This is a genomic window from Natronorubrum sp. A-ect3 (assembly GCF_041821125.1).
In the GTDB taxonomy this organism is placed as follows: domain Archaea; phylum Halobacteriota; class Halobacteria; order Halobacteriales; family Natrialbaceae; genus Natronorubrum; species Natronorubrum bangense.
In genome coordinates this window covers 232,478-246,992 of record NZ_JBGUBB010000002.1, presented here as the reverse complement: position 1 = coordinate 246,992, position 14,515 = coordinate 232,478, and the positions used below count along the sequence as shown (strand labels likewise).

Sequence of the window (14,515 nt, the reverse complement as noted above, 5' to 3'; positions counted from 1 at the left end):
GCTGTCTTTCGGTTAGAACGTCTCGAGGTAGCGATCGAGTTCCCAGTCGGAGACGTCGATGAGATACTCCTCGAACTCCTGGCGTTTGGCTTCGACGAACTTCGAGGTGATGTGGTCGCCGAGCGCGCCGGAGATTGCGTCGTCTTCCTCGAGGGCGTCGACGGCTTCGCCGAGGTTCGATGGCAGCGTCTCGATGCCGTGTTCGTCGCGTTTAGCTTCGTCGAACTCGTAGATGTTGTCCCGGACTGGGTCTGGTGCCTCGAGATCCTGTTCGATGCCGTCGAGACCGGCGTGGATCATGACGGCGATGGCGAGGTAGGGGTTACACGAGGGGTCGGGCGAGCGCAGTTCGATACGCGAAGCCGCAGGGACGCGAGCGGCCGGTTTGCGGATCAGCGCCGAGCGGTTGCGGTCGGACCAGGCGACGTAGACCGGTGCTTCATAGCCTGGCACGAGGCGTTTGTAGCTGTTGACCGTTGGGTTCGCAACTGCGGTGATCGCGGGGGCGTGTTCGAGAATGCCCGCGAGGAACGACTTGGCAGTGCCGCTCAAGTCGAACTCGTCGTCGCCATCGTGGAAGGCGTTCTCGCCGTCCTCGGTGAACAGCGAGATGTGGGTGTGCATCCCCGAGCCGTTGATCTCCGGGATCGGTTTCGGCATGAACGTCGCGTGGTAGTCGTGCTGGGCGGCGATCGCACGGACGACAGTGCGGAACGTGCCGACGTTGTCCGCCGTCGTCAGCGCGTCGTCGTACTCGAAGTTGATCTCGTGTTGGCCCTCGGCGACCTCGTGGTGGCTGGCCTCGACTTCGAAGCCCATGTTCTCGAGGCCGTAGATAATGTCACGACGGACGTCGCTTGCGAGGTCTTTCGGTGCGAGGTCGAAGTAGCCGCCAGCGTCGTTCGTTCTGGTCGTTGCACGGCCCTCCTCGTCTTCCTCGAACAGGAAGAACTCGGGTTCGGGGGCGGCGTTGACTGTATACCCCATCTCGTGGGCGCGGTCGAGTGCCTGCTTGAGCACATAGCGTGGGTCGCCCTCGAACGGTTCGCCCGTGGAGGTGTTGTAGACGTCACAGATCATCCGGGCAGAGCAACCGTCATCGCGGTTTCGCCACGGAAGCACGGCAAACGTGTCCGGATCGGGCACGAGTCGCATGTCCGATTCCTGAATGCGTACGAACCCTTCGATCGAAGAGCCATCGAAGTAAATTCCGTCGGTAAACGCTTTCTCGGCCTGTCGGGCCGGCACCGAGACGTTCTTGACCGTCCCCAGAATATCCGTAAACTGCAGTCGAAGGAAGTCAATATCTTTCTCGTCAATCTCGTCGAGTACGGCCTGCTCGGTCTCAGTGATGTTTCCGCTTGTCATCTTTCTCGTCGTGCTATCCAAGTAACTCCGCTACTAAAACCCTACTGCTCCAAGCAAATCTTCTCTCCACCGCTTGAAACTGTATATTCGTAAAGTTCTAAAGGCTACAGTGAGAGGTTGGATGTGATGACGTACGAAAATCTCGATGCAAAATTAGTGAATGCACTTCTGGGCGATGGCCGAGCGAGTCTTCGCAGCCTCGCCGAGGAGCTTGACGTCTCTGTGACGACCGTTTCGAATCATCTCTCTGACCTCGAGGAAGAGGGCGTAATCGAGGGCTATACACCGCGGGTAAATTACGACGCCGTCGGCTACGATGTCACTGCTGTCATCCAGCTCCAGGTCGAAGGGAACGCGCTGCCCGACATCACTGACACGCTGCGCGACCACCGCCAGATGATCAGCGTCTACGAGGTTACTGGTGACTACGACGTCATCGCCATCGGCAAGTTCAAAGACACCGATGGGATGAACGACCAGATCAAACAGCTGCTGACCGACCCCGACATCAAAGCCTCGAACACGAGCGTCGTTCTCAACGCGGTCTCCGAGAACGAGCAGTTCGAACTCGATATCGACGACACCTGATCCGACCGTTCAGCTGAACGTACTGCCCGTCTTCTCGACCATCACTACCAGCCACCAGACAGCCGTCATCGCCTCGAGCGCTATCTGAGATACAACACTAACACGCCAAGGACGAGCAACAGCAGCCCCCACCACAGCGAATCGCCGGGCAGTAGTTTCAAGCCGAGTGTGACGACGCCGGAGGAAAACAGTGACCAACCGATGGTTGTTCGATATGCCATAGTCGTCCTCCACCAGCCGGCCCCATAGTTCGTTTGCCTGTCAGTGTTCGTGTCAGTCAGCACGTCGAAGGTACGAGAAACGCCGGCGGCGGACTCACTCCAGTTGAGCCACGGCTCGGCGCTCGAGGTCGGTCCGCAAAAAACGTCGTGATGATCGTCAACGGTACACGGTGGAACAACAGCGTGGGGTGGATGGAGTAGGCGTTAGCCGAACTTACATCATGCCGCCCATGCCGCCGCCCATGCCGCCCATGCCGCCGGGTGCGCCGCCTTCTTGCTCTTCGCCCTTGTCGGTCGACAGGTCACCAGCAGAGATGATGTCGTCGATTTTGAGGACAAGGTTCGCGGCTTCGGACGCGGACGTGACAGCCTGCTCTTTGGCGTGGGCTGGTTCGACGACACCGGCGTCGAAGGTGTTCTCGACGTCGCCCGAGAACACGTTCAGTCCAGCCTGGACCTCGCCGTCGTCGTGGGCTGCACGCAGGTCGACGAGCGTGTCGATGGAGTCGAGGCCAGCGTTCTCTGCGAGCACGCGTGGGACGAGCTCGAGCGAGTCGGCGAAGGCCTCGACGGCCAGCTGCTCGCGCCCGGAGACGGAGTCAGCGTAGTCACGGAGGCGCGAGGCGAGTTCGACTTCGATTGCGCCGCCGCCGGCCAGCACGCGGCCGTCGGAGACGGTCTGTGCGACGACGTCGAGTGCGTCGTTGACACCGCGCTCGAGTTCGTCGACGACGTGCTCGGTCGAACCGCGAAGGAGGAGCGTAACGCCGTGAGCGTCGTCGCCTTCGACGTAGAACAGTTCGTCCTCGTCGTCGCGGGTAACGTCACCGAATCCGAGGTCGTCCTCGGTTGCACTCTCGAGGTCGGAGACGATCGACGCGCCGACGACTTCCGAGAGGAACTCGAGGTCAGACTTCTTGGCACGGCGGACAGCGAGGATGCCTTCTTTGGCGAGGTAGTGCTGGGCGAGGTCGTCGATGCCTTTCTGACAGAAGACGACGTCAGCGTCGAGGTCAGCGATCGTGTCGACTTTGTCACGGAGCTGTTTCTCCTCGCGGTCGAGGAACTTCTGGAGCTGGTCAGGGTCGGTAACGGAGACTTCGGTGTCGACGTCAGTCTCTTCGACCTCGATGGCCTCGTTCAGCAGCAGAATGTCAGCGTCCTCGGCTTCGGTCGGCATGTTGTCGTGGACAGGGTCTTTGTCCACGATGCCGCCCACGAGCAGATCGGACTCGCCGACGGCGCGGCCAGTCTGGGTCTCGATGTTGAGATACTCGAGGTCGACAACGTTGTTGCCGTCTGCGTCCTCGACAGTAACCTGCCCAACAGCGTCGACGATGAGCTGGGCGAGGTGTTCCTTGTTGACCTCAGTTCCCTTGCCGGTCATCGACGTCTCAGCCGTCTTGCGGATGAGTTCCTCGTCGTCGGTGTCGATGTCGCTTGCGATGTCGTCGATCTCCTCGCGGGCCTGCTCGCTTGCCATGTGGAAGCCCTTGATGATCGCCGTTGGGTGGATATCTTGCTCGAGAAGATCCTCGGCGTTTTTGAGAAGCTCGCCGGCAATCGCGACGGCGGTCGTGGTGCCGTCCCCAGCTTCGTCCTCCTGGGTTTCGGCGACTTCGATGATCATCTCGGCCGTTGGGTTGTCGATGTCCATCTCCTGGAGGATGGTGACGCCGTCGTTGGTGATCGTTACCGATCCCATCGAGTCGACGAGCATCTTGTCCATGCCTTTCGGACCCAGTGTCGACCGTACAGCTTCGGCGACTGCACGGGCCGCACTGATGTTGTAATCCTGCGCGTCCTTGTCCTTGACGCGCTGGGAATCCTCGCTCATCACGATCATCGGCTGTCCCTGCTGCATTCGCTGGCTCATAGTCAGCTGATTCATTGATTGTCCTTCTACATAAAGATTGTGTTATCTGGTATTCACGACAGAGTGCATGTTCCGATCAGATACCCCCGAAACCACCGTACAGCGGCCCGGCGTCGTACTAACTGTGGTGTGTGTTAACAGCCATCTGCAGAGATGATAGAATGAGATAATCCGCCATATTTAAGAGTGACTGGAATTGTGGTCACTGCTCAACCGGGTCGACCAGCGAGGGCACATCCGTCGACGGATCGTTGACCGCCCGTGAGACGGGATATGCACGCATCTCATCGGCGGGATGTGGCTCGAGCAGCGTCCGTGGCTCGTCGGCCGTCAGCCACTCGCGTTCGTGTTCAGGCTCGAGAATCGCTGCCATCCGATGGTGGAGCTCCGAGACGAGGTCGTTCGGTTCCGTGGTAACGATCGTAAACGTCTCGAGCGGGCCGCCGTCAGCGTCGGTCGTCGCAATCCCGCCACCGAACGCCTCGAGGCCGGCCTGGGTCGTCTCGGCGTTGGACTCCCAGCGCTCCCACAACCCCGCCATCGCGAACGGGCGGTCGTCTTCGAACGCGACCCTGTAGGGCTGTTTCCGCCCATCGGTTTCGACCCATTCATAGAAGCCGTCCGCCAGCACCAGACACCTGCGCTGGGCGTATGCGTCTCGAAAGCTCGGTTTCTCGTCGATCGTCTCCGCCCGTGCGTTGATGAGTCCACCGCTGTCGTCGTCGGCCCACGACGGCACCAGCCCCCACTCGAGTTGCCGAATCGTCTCGGGATCGTCGCCCGTGATCACCGGCAGCTGCTGTCCCGGCGCCATGTTGTATCGGGGCAGCGCGACAGTCTCCGGAGCTGCGAATCGACTGTCGAAACGCGCCTCGAGATCCGCCGGCTCGACCATCAGCGTGTAGCGACCACACATACTGAACCATCGGTGGCCTCCAAATAAATCGTTGTCCGCTCGACCGCAGCCCAGCAATCGCTCGTCACAGGGCCTGCTTCACACTCGAGCAAACGGTCTCTCCCTGACAGTATGGGGTCCATACTCTCGGAAAACTCGAAAGTAAGCACCCTGTTACGATATCCGATCCCACCGGAGCACTCGATGGGGTCACAATGACGGATCAGTACGAACTGGTGGTGTGTCAAAGCGGCAAGCTAGAGCTTCGAGATCCGGACGACCCCAACTGCTGGATTACAACCGACTCGCCGGCCGAGATTGAGCGATAACCGTCTCGCCTCCACGGGACCGCTCATCCACAGCATCATTTTTGACGGCTGAATCCGTAACCGTCTCAGCAACTTGTCTTAGCGGTTGAACATACAAACACACTGCTAAGCAGATTGAAAGTGGCAAAAACGCCAGGACTGGGATTTGAACCCAGAATCCCGAAAGGGAACACGCTTTCCAGGCGTGCGCCTTACCGTTCGGCCATCCTGGCCTATCTGTTCATAACCACGTCGGTCGTTTAACTCTTACTTTTATCGTCGCCGCCGTGTGACGCGGTTTCATCCATCGCCCGCCGGGCCGACCACACGGCGATCCGGTGCTCGAGGACGTACGCACTACCCGCCGTCATACCGCCGACGAGACCGGCAACGGCGACGCCCTGACCGATCGAGACGAGTGGCTCGACGATCAGCGCGTAGCCTTGGACGAGCACGAGAAAGGCCATGAACCCGACAGCGCCCCACAACAGTGCGGAGAGCGTCCGTCGAGAGAGCCCAGCGACAGTCGTTGACATCCGTTACTCGAGCGAGGCGATGGCCTCGATTTCGATGCCGACGCCTTTGGGGAGGGCAGCGACTTCGATGGCGCTTCGGGCCGGTGGTTCGTCGTCGAAGTAGTCAGCGTAGGTTTCGTTCATCGCGTCGAAGTCGTCGATATCGTCGAGGAAGACGGTGACCTTGAGGACGTCTTCCGGCGTCGCCCCGGCTTCGTCGAGGACGGCATCGAGGTTGTAAAGTGCCTGTTCGGTCTGGGCCTCGATCGGTTCGTCGTCGAGCAGTTCACCGTCGGCCGTCAGTGGGATCTGGCCAGCGGTGAACACCAGCGAGTCGTCAGTTGTCGCCTGACTGTAGGCACCGACCGCAGCGGGGGCGTCGTCGGTCTGAATGATCCGTTTCATATCCCAGTTCTCGGGCTGACCGGGCTTAAAACGGGGCGAAACGCTATGCGAGGATATCGACTTCGTAGCCGGAGCCACGGAGATCAGAAAGAAAGGCATCGACGTGATCGGGACCGCGCATCTCGAGTTCGATCTCGACTTCGGTGTCGCTCATCTCGACATCACGGGAGGTCCGGTCGTGGTGGATCGCGTAGATGTTTGCCTGATGGGCGGTGAAGATGTCGAGCAAGTCCTCGAGCGCGCCAGGACGATCTTTCAACACCGTCCGGATCTTGAGATACCGCCCGGTCTCGACGAGGCCACGGACGATGACGTTCGTCAGCGTGTTGAGATCGATGTTGCCGCCACAGAGCGCTGCAACGATCGTCTCGTCGTCAGCGTAGTCGAACTGCTCGAAGAGGACCGCCGCAAGCGGCACCGCACCAGCGCCCTCGACGAGGGTCTTCGAACGCTCGAGGAGATAGACCAGTGCGACGGCGATCTCGGAATCCGAGACGGTGACGACCTCGTCGACGTACTGCTGGATGTAGGGGAACGTCTGCTCGCCGACGCTCCGGGTGGCGATCCCATCCGCGATGGTGTCGACACCCTCGAGCGAGACGCGTTCGCCCTTCTCGAGGGAGGTTGCAGCACTCGAGGCACCCGCTGCCTGGACACCGATGACGCGCGTGTCGGGTTTTTGCTCTTTGATGGCGGTTGCGATTCCGCTGATGAGGCCGCCACCACCGATGGGGACGACGACGGTCTCGACGTCGGGACAGTCTTCGAGGATCTCGAGGCCGATCGTTCCCTGCCCGGCCATGATATCTTCGTCGTCGAAGGCGTGAACGTAGGTTCGGCCTTCCTCACGTTCGATCTCGTGAGCGCGCTCGGCGGCTTCGTTGTAGTCTCGGCCTGAGAGGACGACTTCGGCCCCGTAGTTTCTCGTCGCTTTGACCTTCGAAATCGGTGCGTGTTCGGGCATCACGATCTTCGAATCGACACCGGAGCGCGTGGCTGCGAGCGCGACACCCTGGGCGTGGTTCCCCGCACTCGCGGTGACGACGCCCGCGTCCTTTTGCTCCGCTGAGAGTGTTGCGATCCGGTTCGTTGCGCCGCGGATCTTGAACGCACCCGTCCGCTGGAAGTTCTCCAGTTTCAAGTGGACGTCAGCCCCAGTCATCGCGGAATACGTGTGGGCGTGTTCGAGCGGTGTATGTCGAGAGGTCTCTCGGACCCGCTCGTGCGCCTCGAGAATGTCGGCAAGTTCGAGCATACGGTCGACTACTCGGCAGGTATTGTAAGACTGTCGGGGACTGGTTCGCCAGTCGTCCCAGCCCGCAGACCAAGTCCCCCAACAGGAATGTGCTGCCAGATCGGCAACACGACAGGGAATACAGGAATGCACGGCGTGTGACGTGCGAGTGTAGAACGGACCGCGTGGCATATAAAGCTCATGGCTCCGTGGTGAAAGTGAAATCGCAATACAGAGCGGCCGAAACGAGGCTGTCTGACGCCCGGCAGACGACCGTCATTCGATAGTTCGTACCGCAGTCTCCGTTCGGTCGAGATACGAACGAACGGACGCACGGAACGACGGACCGTCGGGCCATGGCGTGTCGAGATCAACGTCGAGTCGCTCCGGGTCGCCGACGTAGGTCCAGACCGGCTGCTGATCGGTCTGGGACACGGCAACCCGCGTGTACAACCCGCGATCGACACCTTCGTACTGATCGAGTCGCTCGAGCGCTGTCTCGTCAACGACCAGCAGTCGTCCCTCGACGCTCCCACCCGGTGCGAGCGTTGGATAGTGTCCATCGACACGATGAACTCCCTCGAGGACGGCCGTACTACCGAACTCGTACTCGCCGGGGCCATCCTCGAGCAATGTTGCGGTCTGGTCGGGATCGGTCAGCGTTCCATAGACGAAGACACGCATACGAACCTGCTCGGACTCCACTGCCTTGCTCGTGCTGGTTACACTGCTATAGTAACAACTGGAACGATTTACACACTGATCGCACAGCCGTCGTGCGATCAGGTGTGCATTGACTTGCAGTGGCTACTATAGACAACAGTCAGTAACCATCCGACCACGTCTCACGGCTCGTCGTCTTCGGCGACGACCGTTCGCGTGTGATCGGTGCGTGAATCGTGTTGTCCGGCAGTATCAGCTCAGCAGTGGGACGGTTGGCCAAGCGAGACACGCACAACGAACGGGAAGTCGATGATGAAGACAGTAGACAAAAAGACGGCTCAGTCGGGACCTGTCGTTATCGTTCTTCGAGCGGGACGAACTCCTTGTCCTGGGGACCAGTGTATCGTGCGCGCGGGCGAATGAGTCGATTATCCTCCTGGTACTCGAGGACGTGGCCGACCCAACCGCCAGCGCGGCTCATCGCGAAGATTGGAGTGTACATATCGATCGGGATGCCAAGCTGGTAGTAGACCGAGCCCGAATAGAAGTCGACGTTCGGGGCGATTCCTTTCTCACCCAGCCCTTTCTCCTCCGTGAGGTACTGTTCGATCGTCGTGGTGTAGTTGTACCACTTGTCCTCACCGTTCTCGGCGAGTTCCTTGCTGCGTTCCTGAAGGATCTTTGCCCGTGGGTCTTTGACGTCGTAGACGCGGTGGCCAAAGCCGGGGATACGTCGTCCCTCTTCGGTCGCCTGTTCGACCCACGCGCGGTGATCGAGGTCGCTTTCGTCGATCTCTTTTAAGACCTCCATAACGTCCTGATTTGCGCCGCCGTGGAGTGGGCCCGAAAGCGCGCTGACACCGCCAGAGACGGCGCTGTAGATGTCGGCCATCGTCGAGCCGATCACCATCGACGTAAACGTCGAGGCGTTCAAGCCGTGGTCTGCGTGCAAGATCAGCGCCTGATCGAACGTTTCGGCGTGGACATCGCTCGGTTCCTCGCCAGTCAGCATGTACAAGAAGTTCGCTGCAAGCCCCAGCTCAGGGTGTGGGTCGAGCGGCTCTTCGCCGAGCCGGTAGCGCTCGAACGCCGCAAGTGCGGTCGGGATCTTGGCGGTGATGCGTCGCCCCTTTCGGAGTGACGCCTCGAGGTCTTCGGGATCTGCATCGCGCTCGGGTTCGGAAGCCGAGAACATCGAAACCGCAGTCCGGAGTGCGGCCATCGGCTGCTCGTCAGCTTCCGCGAGCTGTTCCATCGTCGTGAGAACGGCATCGCTGACGTCGCGTTCCTCGTTGAGCGCTTCAGTGAACGCCTCGAGTTCGTCCTCGTTTGGCAGGTGGCCATGCCAGAGGAGATAGACGACTTCCTCGTAGCTCGCGCCACGGGCGAGATCTTCGATCGTATAGCCGCGATAGATCAGCCGACCTTCGCTGCCGTCGATCGAGCTGAGTCCGGACTCTGCAACAAGGACTCCCTCCAATCCCTTCTTGAGATCGTCAACCATACTCGGCATTTCGCACCCCGATGGAAAAGTATTGTCGTTTGTTCGCTGTCACGCCCGAACACGTGCGATGTCGCCGTTTCGTTGCGTTGATTCGAAAACTGAACAGGAAGTGCCGGCCGTGAAGTCGACATGCGTTCACTGTTTGATCTCCGGGGTGTATTATTTTACATTATTTTTCGAGAATGGCATTCAACAGCTTGGTCTGTGCAGCAGCCAAATGCTCAGTAAACGTCGAGCGAGCGATGTCGAGTTCCTCAGCAACGTCTGTCGCATTTGCCCCTTTTGGATACTCGAAATAGCCCAGTTCGTGGGCCGTTTCGAGGATCTCGCGCTGGCGCGTCGTCAACAGTTCCCGGTCGACGATGACAGGATCCGTCGACTCGTCATCGTGGTCCTGCGTGAGATCCTCGACGAGGACGCCGTCGAACTGGGTTCGGAGATCGCCGACGATGTCGGAGACCACATCGAGCTCGAGCGTCCGAAACGTCAACAGCAGCGAGCCGTTCTGTGCGCGAACGGCGGAGATCGGTGTTCCGGTCTGCTCGACGATTTCACACGCACACCCAGCGCCAGCATCGCGTTCGAACCGATAGATGTCTTCGCGCTCGTTCGTCTGGATCGGCGTCAACTCGGCCTCGGTGCCTGCGTCGATCGCCTCCGGCGACGACCCATCAGCAACACCAAACTCTTCGACAACGGTCTCGTCCGTCGCCGTGCTCGAGCGCGTGACAGATGTGATCGGCTCGTCGGTGGTCGAAGAGGCATCTGCAATCGGACAGTCCATCGGATCGTCGACGACGACTGTCGCTCGAAAACCACTCATATGAGGTGCTATGTCCTCGTTTATAATAAGCCGACGTTGGAATTCCCGGCCGGTGAAAACACACCGGCCAGACACGAGGAGACTGTCCTCAAACTCGAGGAACGCAGACCGGGTGACAGTACAGTGACCAACCAGCGCATTTGGTCGACTGAGTGTCGGGTCAGGCCCGTTGGCCTAGCTTTTCACGGCTGATTCGGACGCCAGTCGGCGTAATGATCATCTGATCATCGCCTTTCCGGACGATATCGCCGTCGACCTCGTGGGCAACCTGTCTGAGTTCGTCGATGATGTGTTCGACGGTGCTGTCCTCGGTTCGCAGTCGCGTGATGTCGGCGATAACGATGTCGCCGTCGTAGACTGCGTCTTTGATGTCGATAGCATCGGCTTGACCGCTGACCTCGGCGATATGGACCTGCATCGCCGCGTCAGCCGAACTCGCCGATACGTCGTCGAGATTCAGTTCGACGTAATCCTCGGCTGTCCGCGACTGACTGCCGCCGAGAATTTTGCTCATAAATCCCATTGGCGTAACCCACCGCCGCCGTCAGTATAGTTCTTACGTCAGACAATGTCTTGTGTCCCGATACTGATCGCTGGAACGAACGACCTGAGCGGATCGGGAGGAAAGTGACAACGCTGTCCGTTCGGCAGCGAACACGCCGCCGTCGCGACGCAGAGTCTCGTCAACACCGACCTCGGCGAACACGGCCTCGAGTACATCGCGGATGACTTCGCCGTCGACGACGCCCTCGAGGCGGATTTGCTCGCGGAAGCCGACGGGTGACTACCCGGCGAACTCGTAGAGATCGTCGCCGACGTGGTGAAGCGACTCGACGACTTTGCCCTCGTCGCCGACCATATCCGACCCCTCGACGCGGGCGCGGCCGACGGCAAGTACCTTGCCGTGGGTTTCCTCGGCGATGACGACCAGATCGTCGGGCGAGATGTCATCGGTGGCCGCCGTGATCCCCGGCCGCATCACGTCCGCGCCGTCGCTGACGAACGAGATCGCGCCGGAATCGACCGTCACCAGCTGCTTTTCGGGCTCGTAGACGTTGGCCCCGCGAACCGTCAGGAACGGCTCATCGTCGAAGTAGGCGACCTGTGGCTCGCCGTCGATAAGGATGACTTCCCAGTCGGTGTTCTCGAATTCGACACGCTCGTAGGCATCACCGTCAGGTGAGACGCCGAGTTGCTCCTCGAGCGTGGTCTCTACGTCCGAGACGGCGTCACTCCGGAGGTGGTGTCGGGACTTAACCTGCATACTCGCCCTTCCGCCCGTGTGCATTTAATAGATTAGATTCTGCGTCAAGTCGAGCGAGGGTCCGAAGTGATCTCGAGTGGACCATCGACCGCCGACCAACAACCAGCCGTTGACCGTCGGCGAACCCTCACTGCGAGCGAACCGGGGCAGCGTATTCGTCGCCTCGAGTAGACACCCACGTATGGTACGGACGCTCGGCGGTCCGGAGACGGACCGAATGGAGGGGCTGAGCGACGGCGTGTTCGCCATCGTGCTCACGCTGCTGGTGTTGCAGTTCGAGGTGCCGGACGTCTCCGTCTCGGAGCTGCCGGCGGCGGTGGCCGACCAGGAGACGCTGCTCGTCAGCTACCTCCTGAGTTTCGTCGTCGTCGGACTCTACTGGAACATCCACCACAACCACTTTCGGTACATCGAGGCCCACGATCGGATTCTGCTGTGGCTGAATCTGCTATTCTTGCTCTCGATATCGTTTCTCCCCTATCCGACGGAGCTGCTGGGAACCTACGGAACGCAGTTCGCCTGGACGCTGTACTCGATCAACTTCGTCTTCGTCGGCGTGCTCATCACCGCAGTCTGGACCTATGCGGCTCGAGCCGACTTTACGGCCGACGAGATCAGCGACGGAGCCGCGCGTCTGATCACGATTCGAGGGCTGATCTCGCCGGCCGTCTTCGCCCTCTCGGTTGTCGTCGCCACCGTAAGCCTCTCCGTGGCGTACTTCATCCCGATACTGATCGCGCCGGCTCAGATGGTCTGGAACCGGTACTATCAACGAGAAACCGACGACTCGGACGAGGAGAAGAAGAGACGGAATCGGAGCGAGCGAGAACTGGACTGATCCCGGTGAGCAACCGACTCCCGCCGATCGTCGGGAACGGGCAAACCACTATGATTCCGGGGCTGGTAGCTCGCCAGAGCAGAACTGATGGCCACCGAGTACGTCTTTATCAGCGACCTCCACATGGGCGGCGACGAGCAGCTCACGACGCTCGATTTCGAGGTCGAACTCCTCGACTTTCTCGCGGATCTCGAAGAGCGCGGCGGCGACGTCGAACTGATTATCAACGGCGACGCCTTCGGATTGTGGGAGTACGCCGAAGTGACGGGACCGGCGAAACTCGAGCGCGTGATCGCGGATCATCCGCGAGTGTTCGAGCAACTCCGCGCGACCGGTGCGGAGATCGATATCACGCTTATTCCGGGCAACCACGACTACGATCTCGCCTGCTACCCTGCACACGTCGATCGACTCGCGGAGTTCAACGTCGCGCTCGAGCCCGAAATCGCGATCACCCGCGAAGTCGGCGACGGGGAGATCTGGATCGAACACGGCCAGCAACACGACGCGAACAACCGGCTGCCCGACTGGGGCAACCCCGACGCGCTCCCGGTCGGCTACTTCGTCGTCCAGCGGATCGTCGATACGGCTGGCCGCTACTCGGGACGAGCCAGCGGCGACTGGCTGCGCGACATCCAGTCGGTGGCCCCGATGGAGGAGATCCCGCGCTGGCTCCTCTCGAACTACTTTTACCGGGAGATGAGTCCGTACCTGCGGGCGATCATCGTCCCGCTGCTGTTATTCTTCAACATCACGCTCGTCTACCTCTTCGGGACCGTTCTCGAGGTCGCGGGGATCCTCCCGGCACGACTGTTCACCGACAATCTCGTTGTCCACGCGCTCGGCATCGCCGATATCGTCCTCGAGATCATCGTCACGATCAACCTCGTGATCATAGCCGTCCTCCTGTTGCTCGCGGTCCCGCTGTGGTTCTTCAGACACGATCTCAGGCACACGCTCGAGCGCTTCGGCGTCGCACTCTCGGGGATTCGCGTCGGACAGGGCGACGAGCCGTTCCTGAACGCGGCCCAGGAAACGCTCGAGGCGAACCGCGACGTCTGCGTCTACGTCTACGGTCACACCCACCGCGCGTCGCTGGCGAAGTGGGGCGACCGGGTCGTCGTCAACACGGGCACCTGGCTGAAGAAACTCCAACACGTCGAGACGCGGTTCTCGCGGCTGCCGGGCGTCTACGTGCCTTCGTTCCAGCTGAACTACGTCCGAATCTTCGCCGAGGGGGATCGGATCGTCGTCGAGTACGAGGAGATCGATACCGACAAGCCTCGAGATCTCACGCGCTTCCAGCGACTGATCGCGCGTCGTCCGCCGCCGAAAGAGCCGATTCCCGCGCGAACGGTGATCGATCCGGACGGGCCGCTCGAGGTGCCCGACGCTGACACAGACCTCGACAGCAAACGCGAACGACCATCCGTTCCCGACGGTGGAGACGGCGAATAGCGTGCAGTCGGCCGCGATCACAGCCGATTCACGCGACGAGACCGACACCAGGTGACGAGACCGATTCACGCGACGAACGAGAGACCGACGCACCGGCTCACTGTCCTGCCGAAAGCCGGTGTACTGGAAACACCCCAGTCCGACGACTGATCGGTCGCCCGGACAGTCGTCTCGGCGAAGACGTGTGAGAATTGCTAAGTAATAGCACAGAGTCGGTGAAGACATGTGGCTCTCCCGGACCCACACTGAGACGGTTACATGTCTCGCCTGCGGCGAGCAGGTGTCCCGGTCGAAGGCGCGCGAGTACGACAAACACGGCGACCGCTGGGACCGCGACGACAAGTCGTTCGAACATCTCTGTAAATCCTGTTACGACGGCCTCTGTCACTACCCGCGGGACGAACTCGAGGGATTGCTGGTCGAACTCGAAGCGGGCGAAGCGACACGGGAACGCTTTCTCTCGAGCTATCTCGAGACCGTCGAGGAACGGTACGGAACGCTTGAAGAGGAGTCCTGACCCCGTCGACCGTGTGTCGGTTTCGAGGCGTCGCGACC

16 protein-coding genes, 1 tRNA gene and 1 pseudogene are annotated in these 14,515 nt (G+C 60.5%); 5 read left to right on the top strand and 13 right to left on the bottom strand.

The features are described 5' to 3' along the window. Positions 1 to 12: 12 nt before the first annotated feature. Complete coding sequence (gene glnA / locus ACERJA_RS07840) at positions 13 to 1,368, bottom strand: type I glutamate--ammonia ligase (protein ID WP_373607673.1); 1,356 nt, start codon at positions 1,366 to 1,368, stop codon at positions 13 to 15. A 126-nt stretch (positions 1,369 to 1,494) separates the two neighbouring features. Between glnA and lrp the strand changes: the two genes are divergently transcribed. Further along, positions 1,495 to 1,956 (top strand): HTH-type transcriptional regulator Lrp, encoded by a 462-nt coding sequence (lrp, locus tag ACERJA_RS07835; RefSeq protein WP_006064805.1) that lies wholly within the window; start codon positions 1,495 to 1,497, stop codon positions 1,954 to 1,956. Between the two features lie 80 nt (positions 1,957 to 2,036). On the opposite strand, the gene ACERJA_RS07830 is transcribed toward lrp, so the two are convergent. The 11 genes from ACERJA_RS07830 to sepF form a co-directional block, all read right to left on the bottom strand. Beyond that, a complete protein-coding gene (locus tag ACERJA_RS07830; RefSeq protein ID WP_006064806.1) occupies positions 2,037 to 2,177 on the bottom strand; it encodes a hypothetical protein in 141 nt (46 codons plus the stop codon). A gap of 214 nt (positions 2,178 to 2,391) precedes the next feature. Further along, positions 2,392 to 4,041 carry a thermosome subunit beta gene (gene thsB, locus ACERJA_RS07825; protein WP_193787977.1) on the bottom strand — a complete coding sequence of 550 codons (1,650 nt, stop codon included), beginning with the start codon at positions 4,039 to 4,041 and terminating at the stop codon, positions 2,392 to 2,394. Positions 4,042 to 4,255: 214 nt separating this feature from the next. Beyond that, positions 4,256 to 4,969 (bottom strand): SOS response-associated peptidase, encoded by a 714-nt coding sequence (locus tag ACERJA_RS07820; protein WP_373607672.1) that lies wholly within the window; start codon positions 4,967 to 4,969, stop codon positions 4,256 to 4,258. Positions 4,970 to 5,407: 438 nt separating this feature from the next. Continuing rightward, positions 5,408 to 5,489: transfer RNA gene (locus ACERJA_RS07815), tRNA-Ser, on the bottom strand. A 27-nt stretch (positions 5,490 to 5,516) separates the two neighbouring features. Further along, the gene (locus tag ACERJA_RS07810; RefSeq protein WP_373607671.1) at positions 5,517 to 5,792 is read right to left on the bottom strand and encodes a hypothetical protein; all 276 of its coding nucleotides are present in this window, start codon (positions 5,790 to 5,792) and stop codon (positions 5,517 to 5,519) included. 3 nt (positions 5,793 to 5,795) lie between these two features. After that, positions 5,796 to 6,176 carry a Rid family detoxifying hydrolase gene (locus ACERJA_RS07805; protein WP_006064811.1) on the bottom strand — a complete coding sequence of 127 codons (381 nt, stop codon included), beginning with the start codon at positions 6,174 to 6,176 and terminating at the stop codon, positions 5,796 to 5,798. A gap of 43 nt (positions 6,177 to 6,219) precedes the next feature. Then, a complete protein-coding gene (gene ilvA / locus ACERJA_RS07800; protein ID WP_373607670.1) occupies positions 6,220 to 7,431 on the bottom strand; it encodes a threonine ammonia-lyase in 1,212 nt (403 codons plus the stop codon). Between the two features lie 255 nt (positions 7,432 to 7,686). Next, positions 7,687 to 8,094, bottom strand: a complete 408-nt coding sequence (locus ACERJA_RS07795) for a gamma-glutamylcyclotransferase (RefSeq protein WP_373607669.1) — start codon at positions 8,092 to 8,094, stop codon at positions 7,687 to 7,689. Between the two features lie 334 nt (positions 8,095 to 8,428). After that, on the bottom strand, positions 8,429 to 9,577 hold the full coding sequence (citZ, locus tag ACERJA_RS07790; protein ID WP_006064813.1) for a citrate synthase: 1,149 nt from the start codon (positions 9,575 to 9,577) through the stop codon (positions 8,429 to 8,431). A 169-nt stretch (positions 9,578 to 9,746) separates the two neighbouring features. After that, positions 9,747 to 10,400 carry a helix-turn-helix domain-containing protein gene (locus tag ACERJA_RS07785; RefSeq protein WP_373607668.1) on the bottom strand — a complete coding sequence of 218 codons (654 nt, stop codon included), beginning with the start codon at positions 10,398 to 10,400 and terminating at the stop codon, positions 9,747 to 9,749. 160 nt (positions 10,401 to 10,560) lie between these two features. Continuing rightward, positions 10,561 to 10,923: a cell division protein SepF gene (gene sepF, locus ACERJA_RS07780; RefSeq protein WP_006064815.1), complete on the bottom strand. Its 363-nt coding sequence runs from the start codon at positions 10,921 to 10,923 to the stop codon at positions 10,561 to 10,563. 123 nt (positions 10,924 to 11,046) lie between these two features. Between sepF and ACERJA_RS07775 the strand changes: the two are divergent. After that, a pseudogene (locus ACERJA_RS07775) lies at positions 11,047 to 11,184 on the top strand (DUF1028 domain-containing protein); the annotation flags it as partial. Here ACERJA_RS07775 and ACERJA_RS07770 read toward each other — a convergent pair. Further along, positions 11,185 to 11,664, bottom strand: coding sequence for an RNA-binding protein (locus ACERJA_RS07770; protein ID WP_006064816.1), 480 nt, complete (start codon positions 11,662 to 11,664; stop codon positions 11,185 to 11,187). A gap of 181 nt (positions 11,665 to 11,845) precedes the next feature. On the opposite strand from ACERJA_RS07770, the gene ACERJA_RS07765 reads away from it, so the two are divergent. The 3 genes from ACERJA_RS07765 (at position 11,846) to ACERJA_RS07755 (ending at position 14,477) form a co-directional block, all read left to right on the top strand. Next, a complete protein-coding gene (locus ACERJA_RS07765; protein WP_373607667.1) occupies positions 11,846 to 12,502 on the top strand; it encodes a TMEM175 family protein in 657 nt (218 codons plus the stop codon). 87 nt (positions 12,503 to 12,589) lie between these two features. Next, a complete protein-coding gene (locus tag ACERJA_RS07760; protein WP_006064818.1) occupies positions 12,590 to 13,960 on the top strand; it encodes a metallophosphoesterase in 1,371 nt (456 codons plus the stop codon). Between the two features lie 223 nt (positions 13,961 to 14,183). Next, positions 14,184 to 14,477: a hypothetical protein gene (locus ACERJA_RS07755; RefSeq protein WP_006064819.1), complete on the top strand. Its 294-nt coding sequence runs from the start codon at positions 14,184 to 14,186 to the stop codon at positions 14,475 to 14,477. Positions 14,478 to 14,515 lie beyond the last annotated feature (38 nt).

Bases quoted from the DNA above. Each gene is read 5' to 3' on its own strand.
- glnA (WP_373607673.1), bottom strand. From the start codon at position 1,368: ATGACAAGCGGAAACATCACTGAGACCGAGCAGGCCGTACTCGACGAG.
- lrp (WP_006064805.1), top strand. From the start codon at position 1,495: ATGACGTACGAAAATCTCGATGCAAAATTAGTGAATGCACTTCTGGGC.
- ACERJA_RS07830 (WP_006064806.1), bottom strand. From the start codon at position 2,177: ATGGCATATCGAACAACCATCGGTTGGTCACTGTTTTCCTCCGGCGTC.
- thsB (WP_193787977.1), bottom strand. From the start codon at position 4,041: ATGCAGCAGGGACAGCCGATGATCGTGATGAGCGAGGATTCCCAGCGC.
- ACERJA_RS07820 (WP_373607672.1), bottom strand. From the start codon at position 4,969: ATGTGTGGTCGCTACACGCTGATGGTCGAGCCGGCGGATCTCGAGGCG.
- ACERJA_RS07810 (WP_373607671.1), bottom strand. From the start codon at position 5,792: ATGTCAACGACTGTCGCTGGGCTCTCTCGACGGACGCTCTCCGCACTG.
- ACERJA_RS07805 (WP_006064811.1), bottom strand. From the start codon at position 6,176: ATGAAACGGATCATTCAGACCGACGACGCCCCCGCTGCGGTCGGTGCC.
- ilvA (WP_373607670.1), bottom strand. From the start codon at position 7,431: ATGCTCGAACTTGCCGACATTCTCGAGGCGCACGAGCGGGTCCGAGAG.
- ACERJA_RS07795 (WP_373607669.1), bottom strand. From the start codon at position 8,094: ATGCGTGTCTTCGTCTATGGAACGCTGACCGATCCCGACCAGACCGCA.
- citZ (WP_006064813.1), bottom strand. From the start codon at position 9,577: ATGGTTGACGATCTCAAGAAGGGATTGGAGGGAGTCCTTGTTGCAGAG.
- ACERJA_RS07785 (WP_373607668.1), bottom strand. From the start codon at position 10,400: ATGAGTGGTTTTCGAGCGACAGTCGTCGTCGACGATCCGATGGACTGT.
- sepF (WP_006064815.1), bottom strand. From the start codon at position 10,923: ATGGGATTTATGAGCAAAATTCTCGGCGGCAGTCAGTCGCGGACAGCC.
- ACERJA_RS07770 (WP_006064816.1), bottom strand. From the start codon at position 11,664: ATGCAGGTTAAGTCCCGACACCACCTCCGGAGTGACGCCGTCTCGGAC.
- ACERJA_RS07765 (WP_373607667.1), top strand. From the start codon at position 11,846: ATGGTACGGACGCTCGGCGGTCCGGAGACGGACCGAATGGAGGGGCTG.
- ACERJA_RS07760 (WP_006064818.1), top strand. From the start codon at position 12,590: ATGGCCACCGAGTACGTCTTTATCAGCGACCTCCACATGGGCGGCGAC.
- ACERJA_RS07755 (WP_006064819.1), top strand. From the start codon at position 14,184: ATGTGGCTCTCCCGGACCCACACTGAGACGGTTACATGTCTCGCCTGC.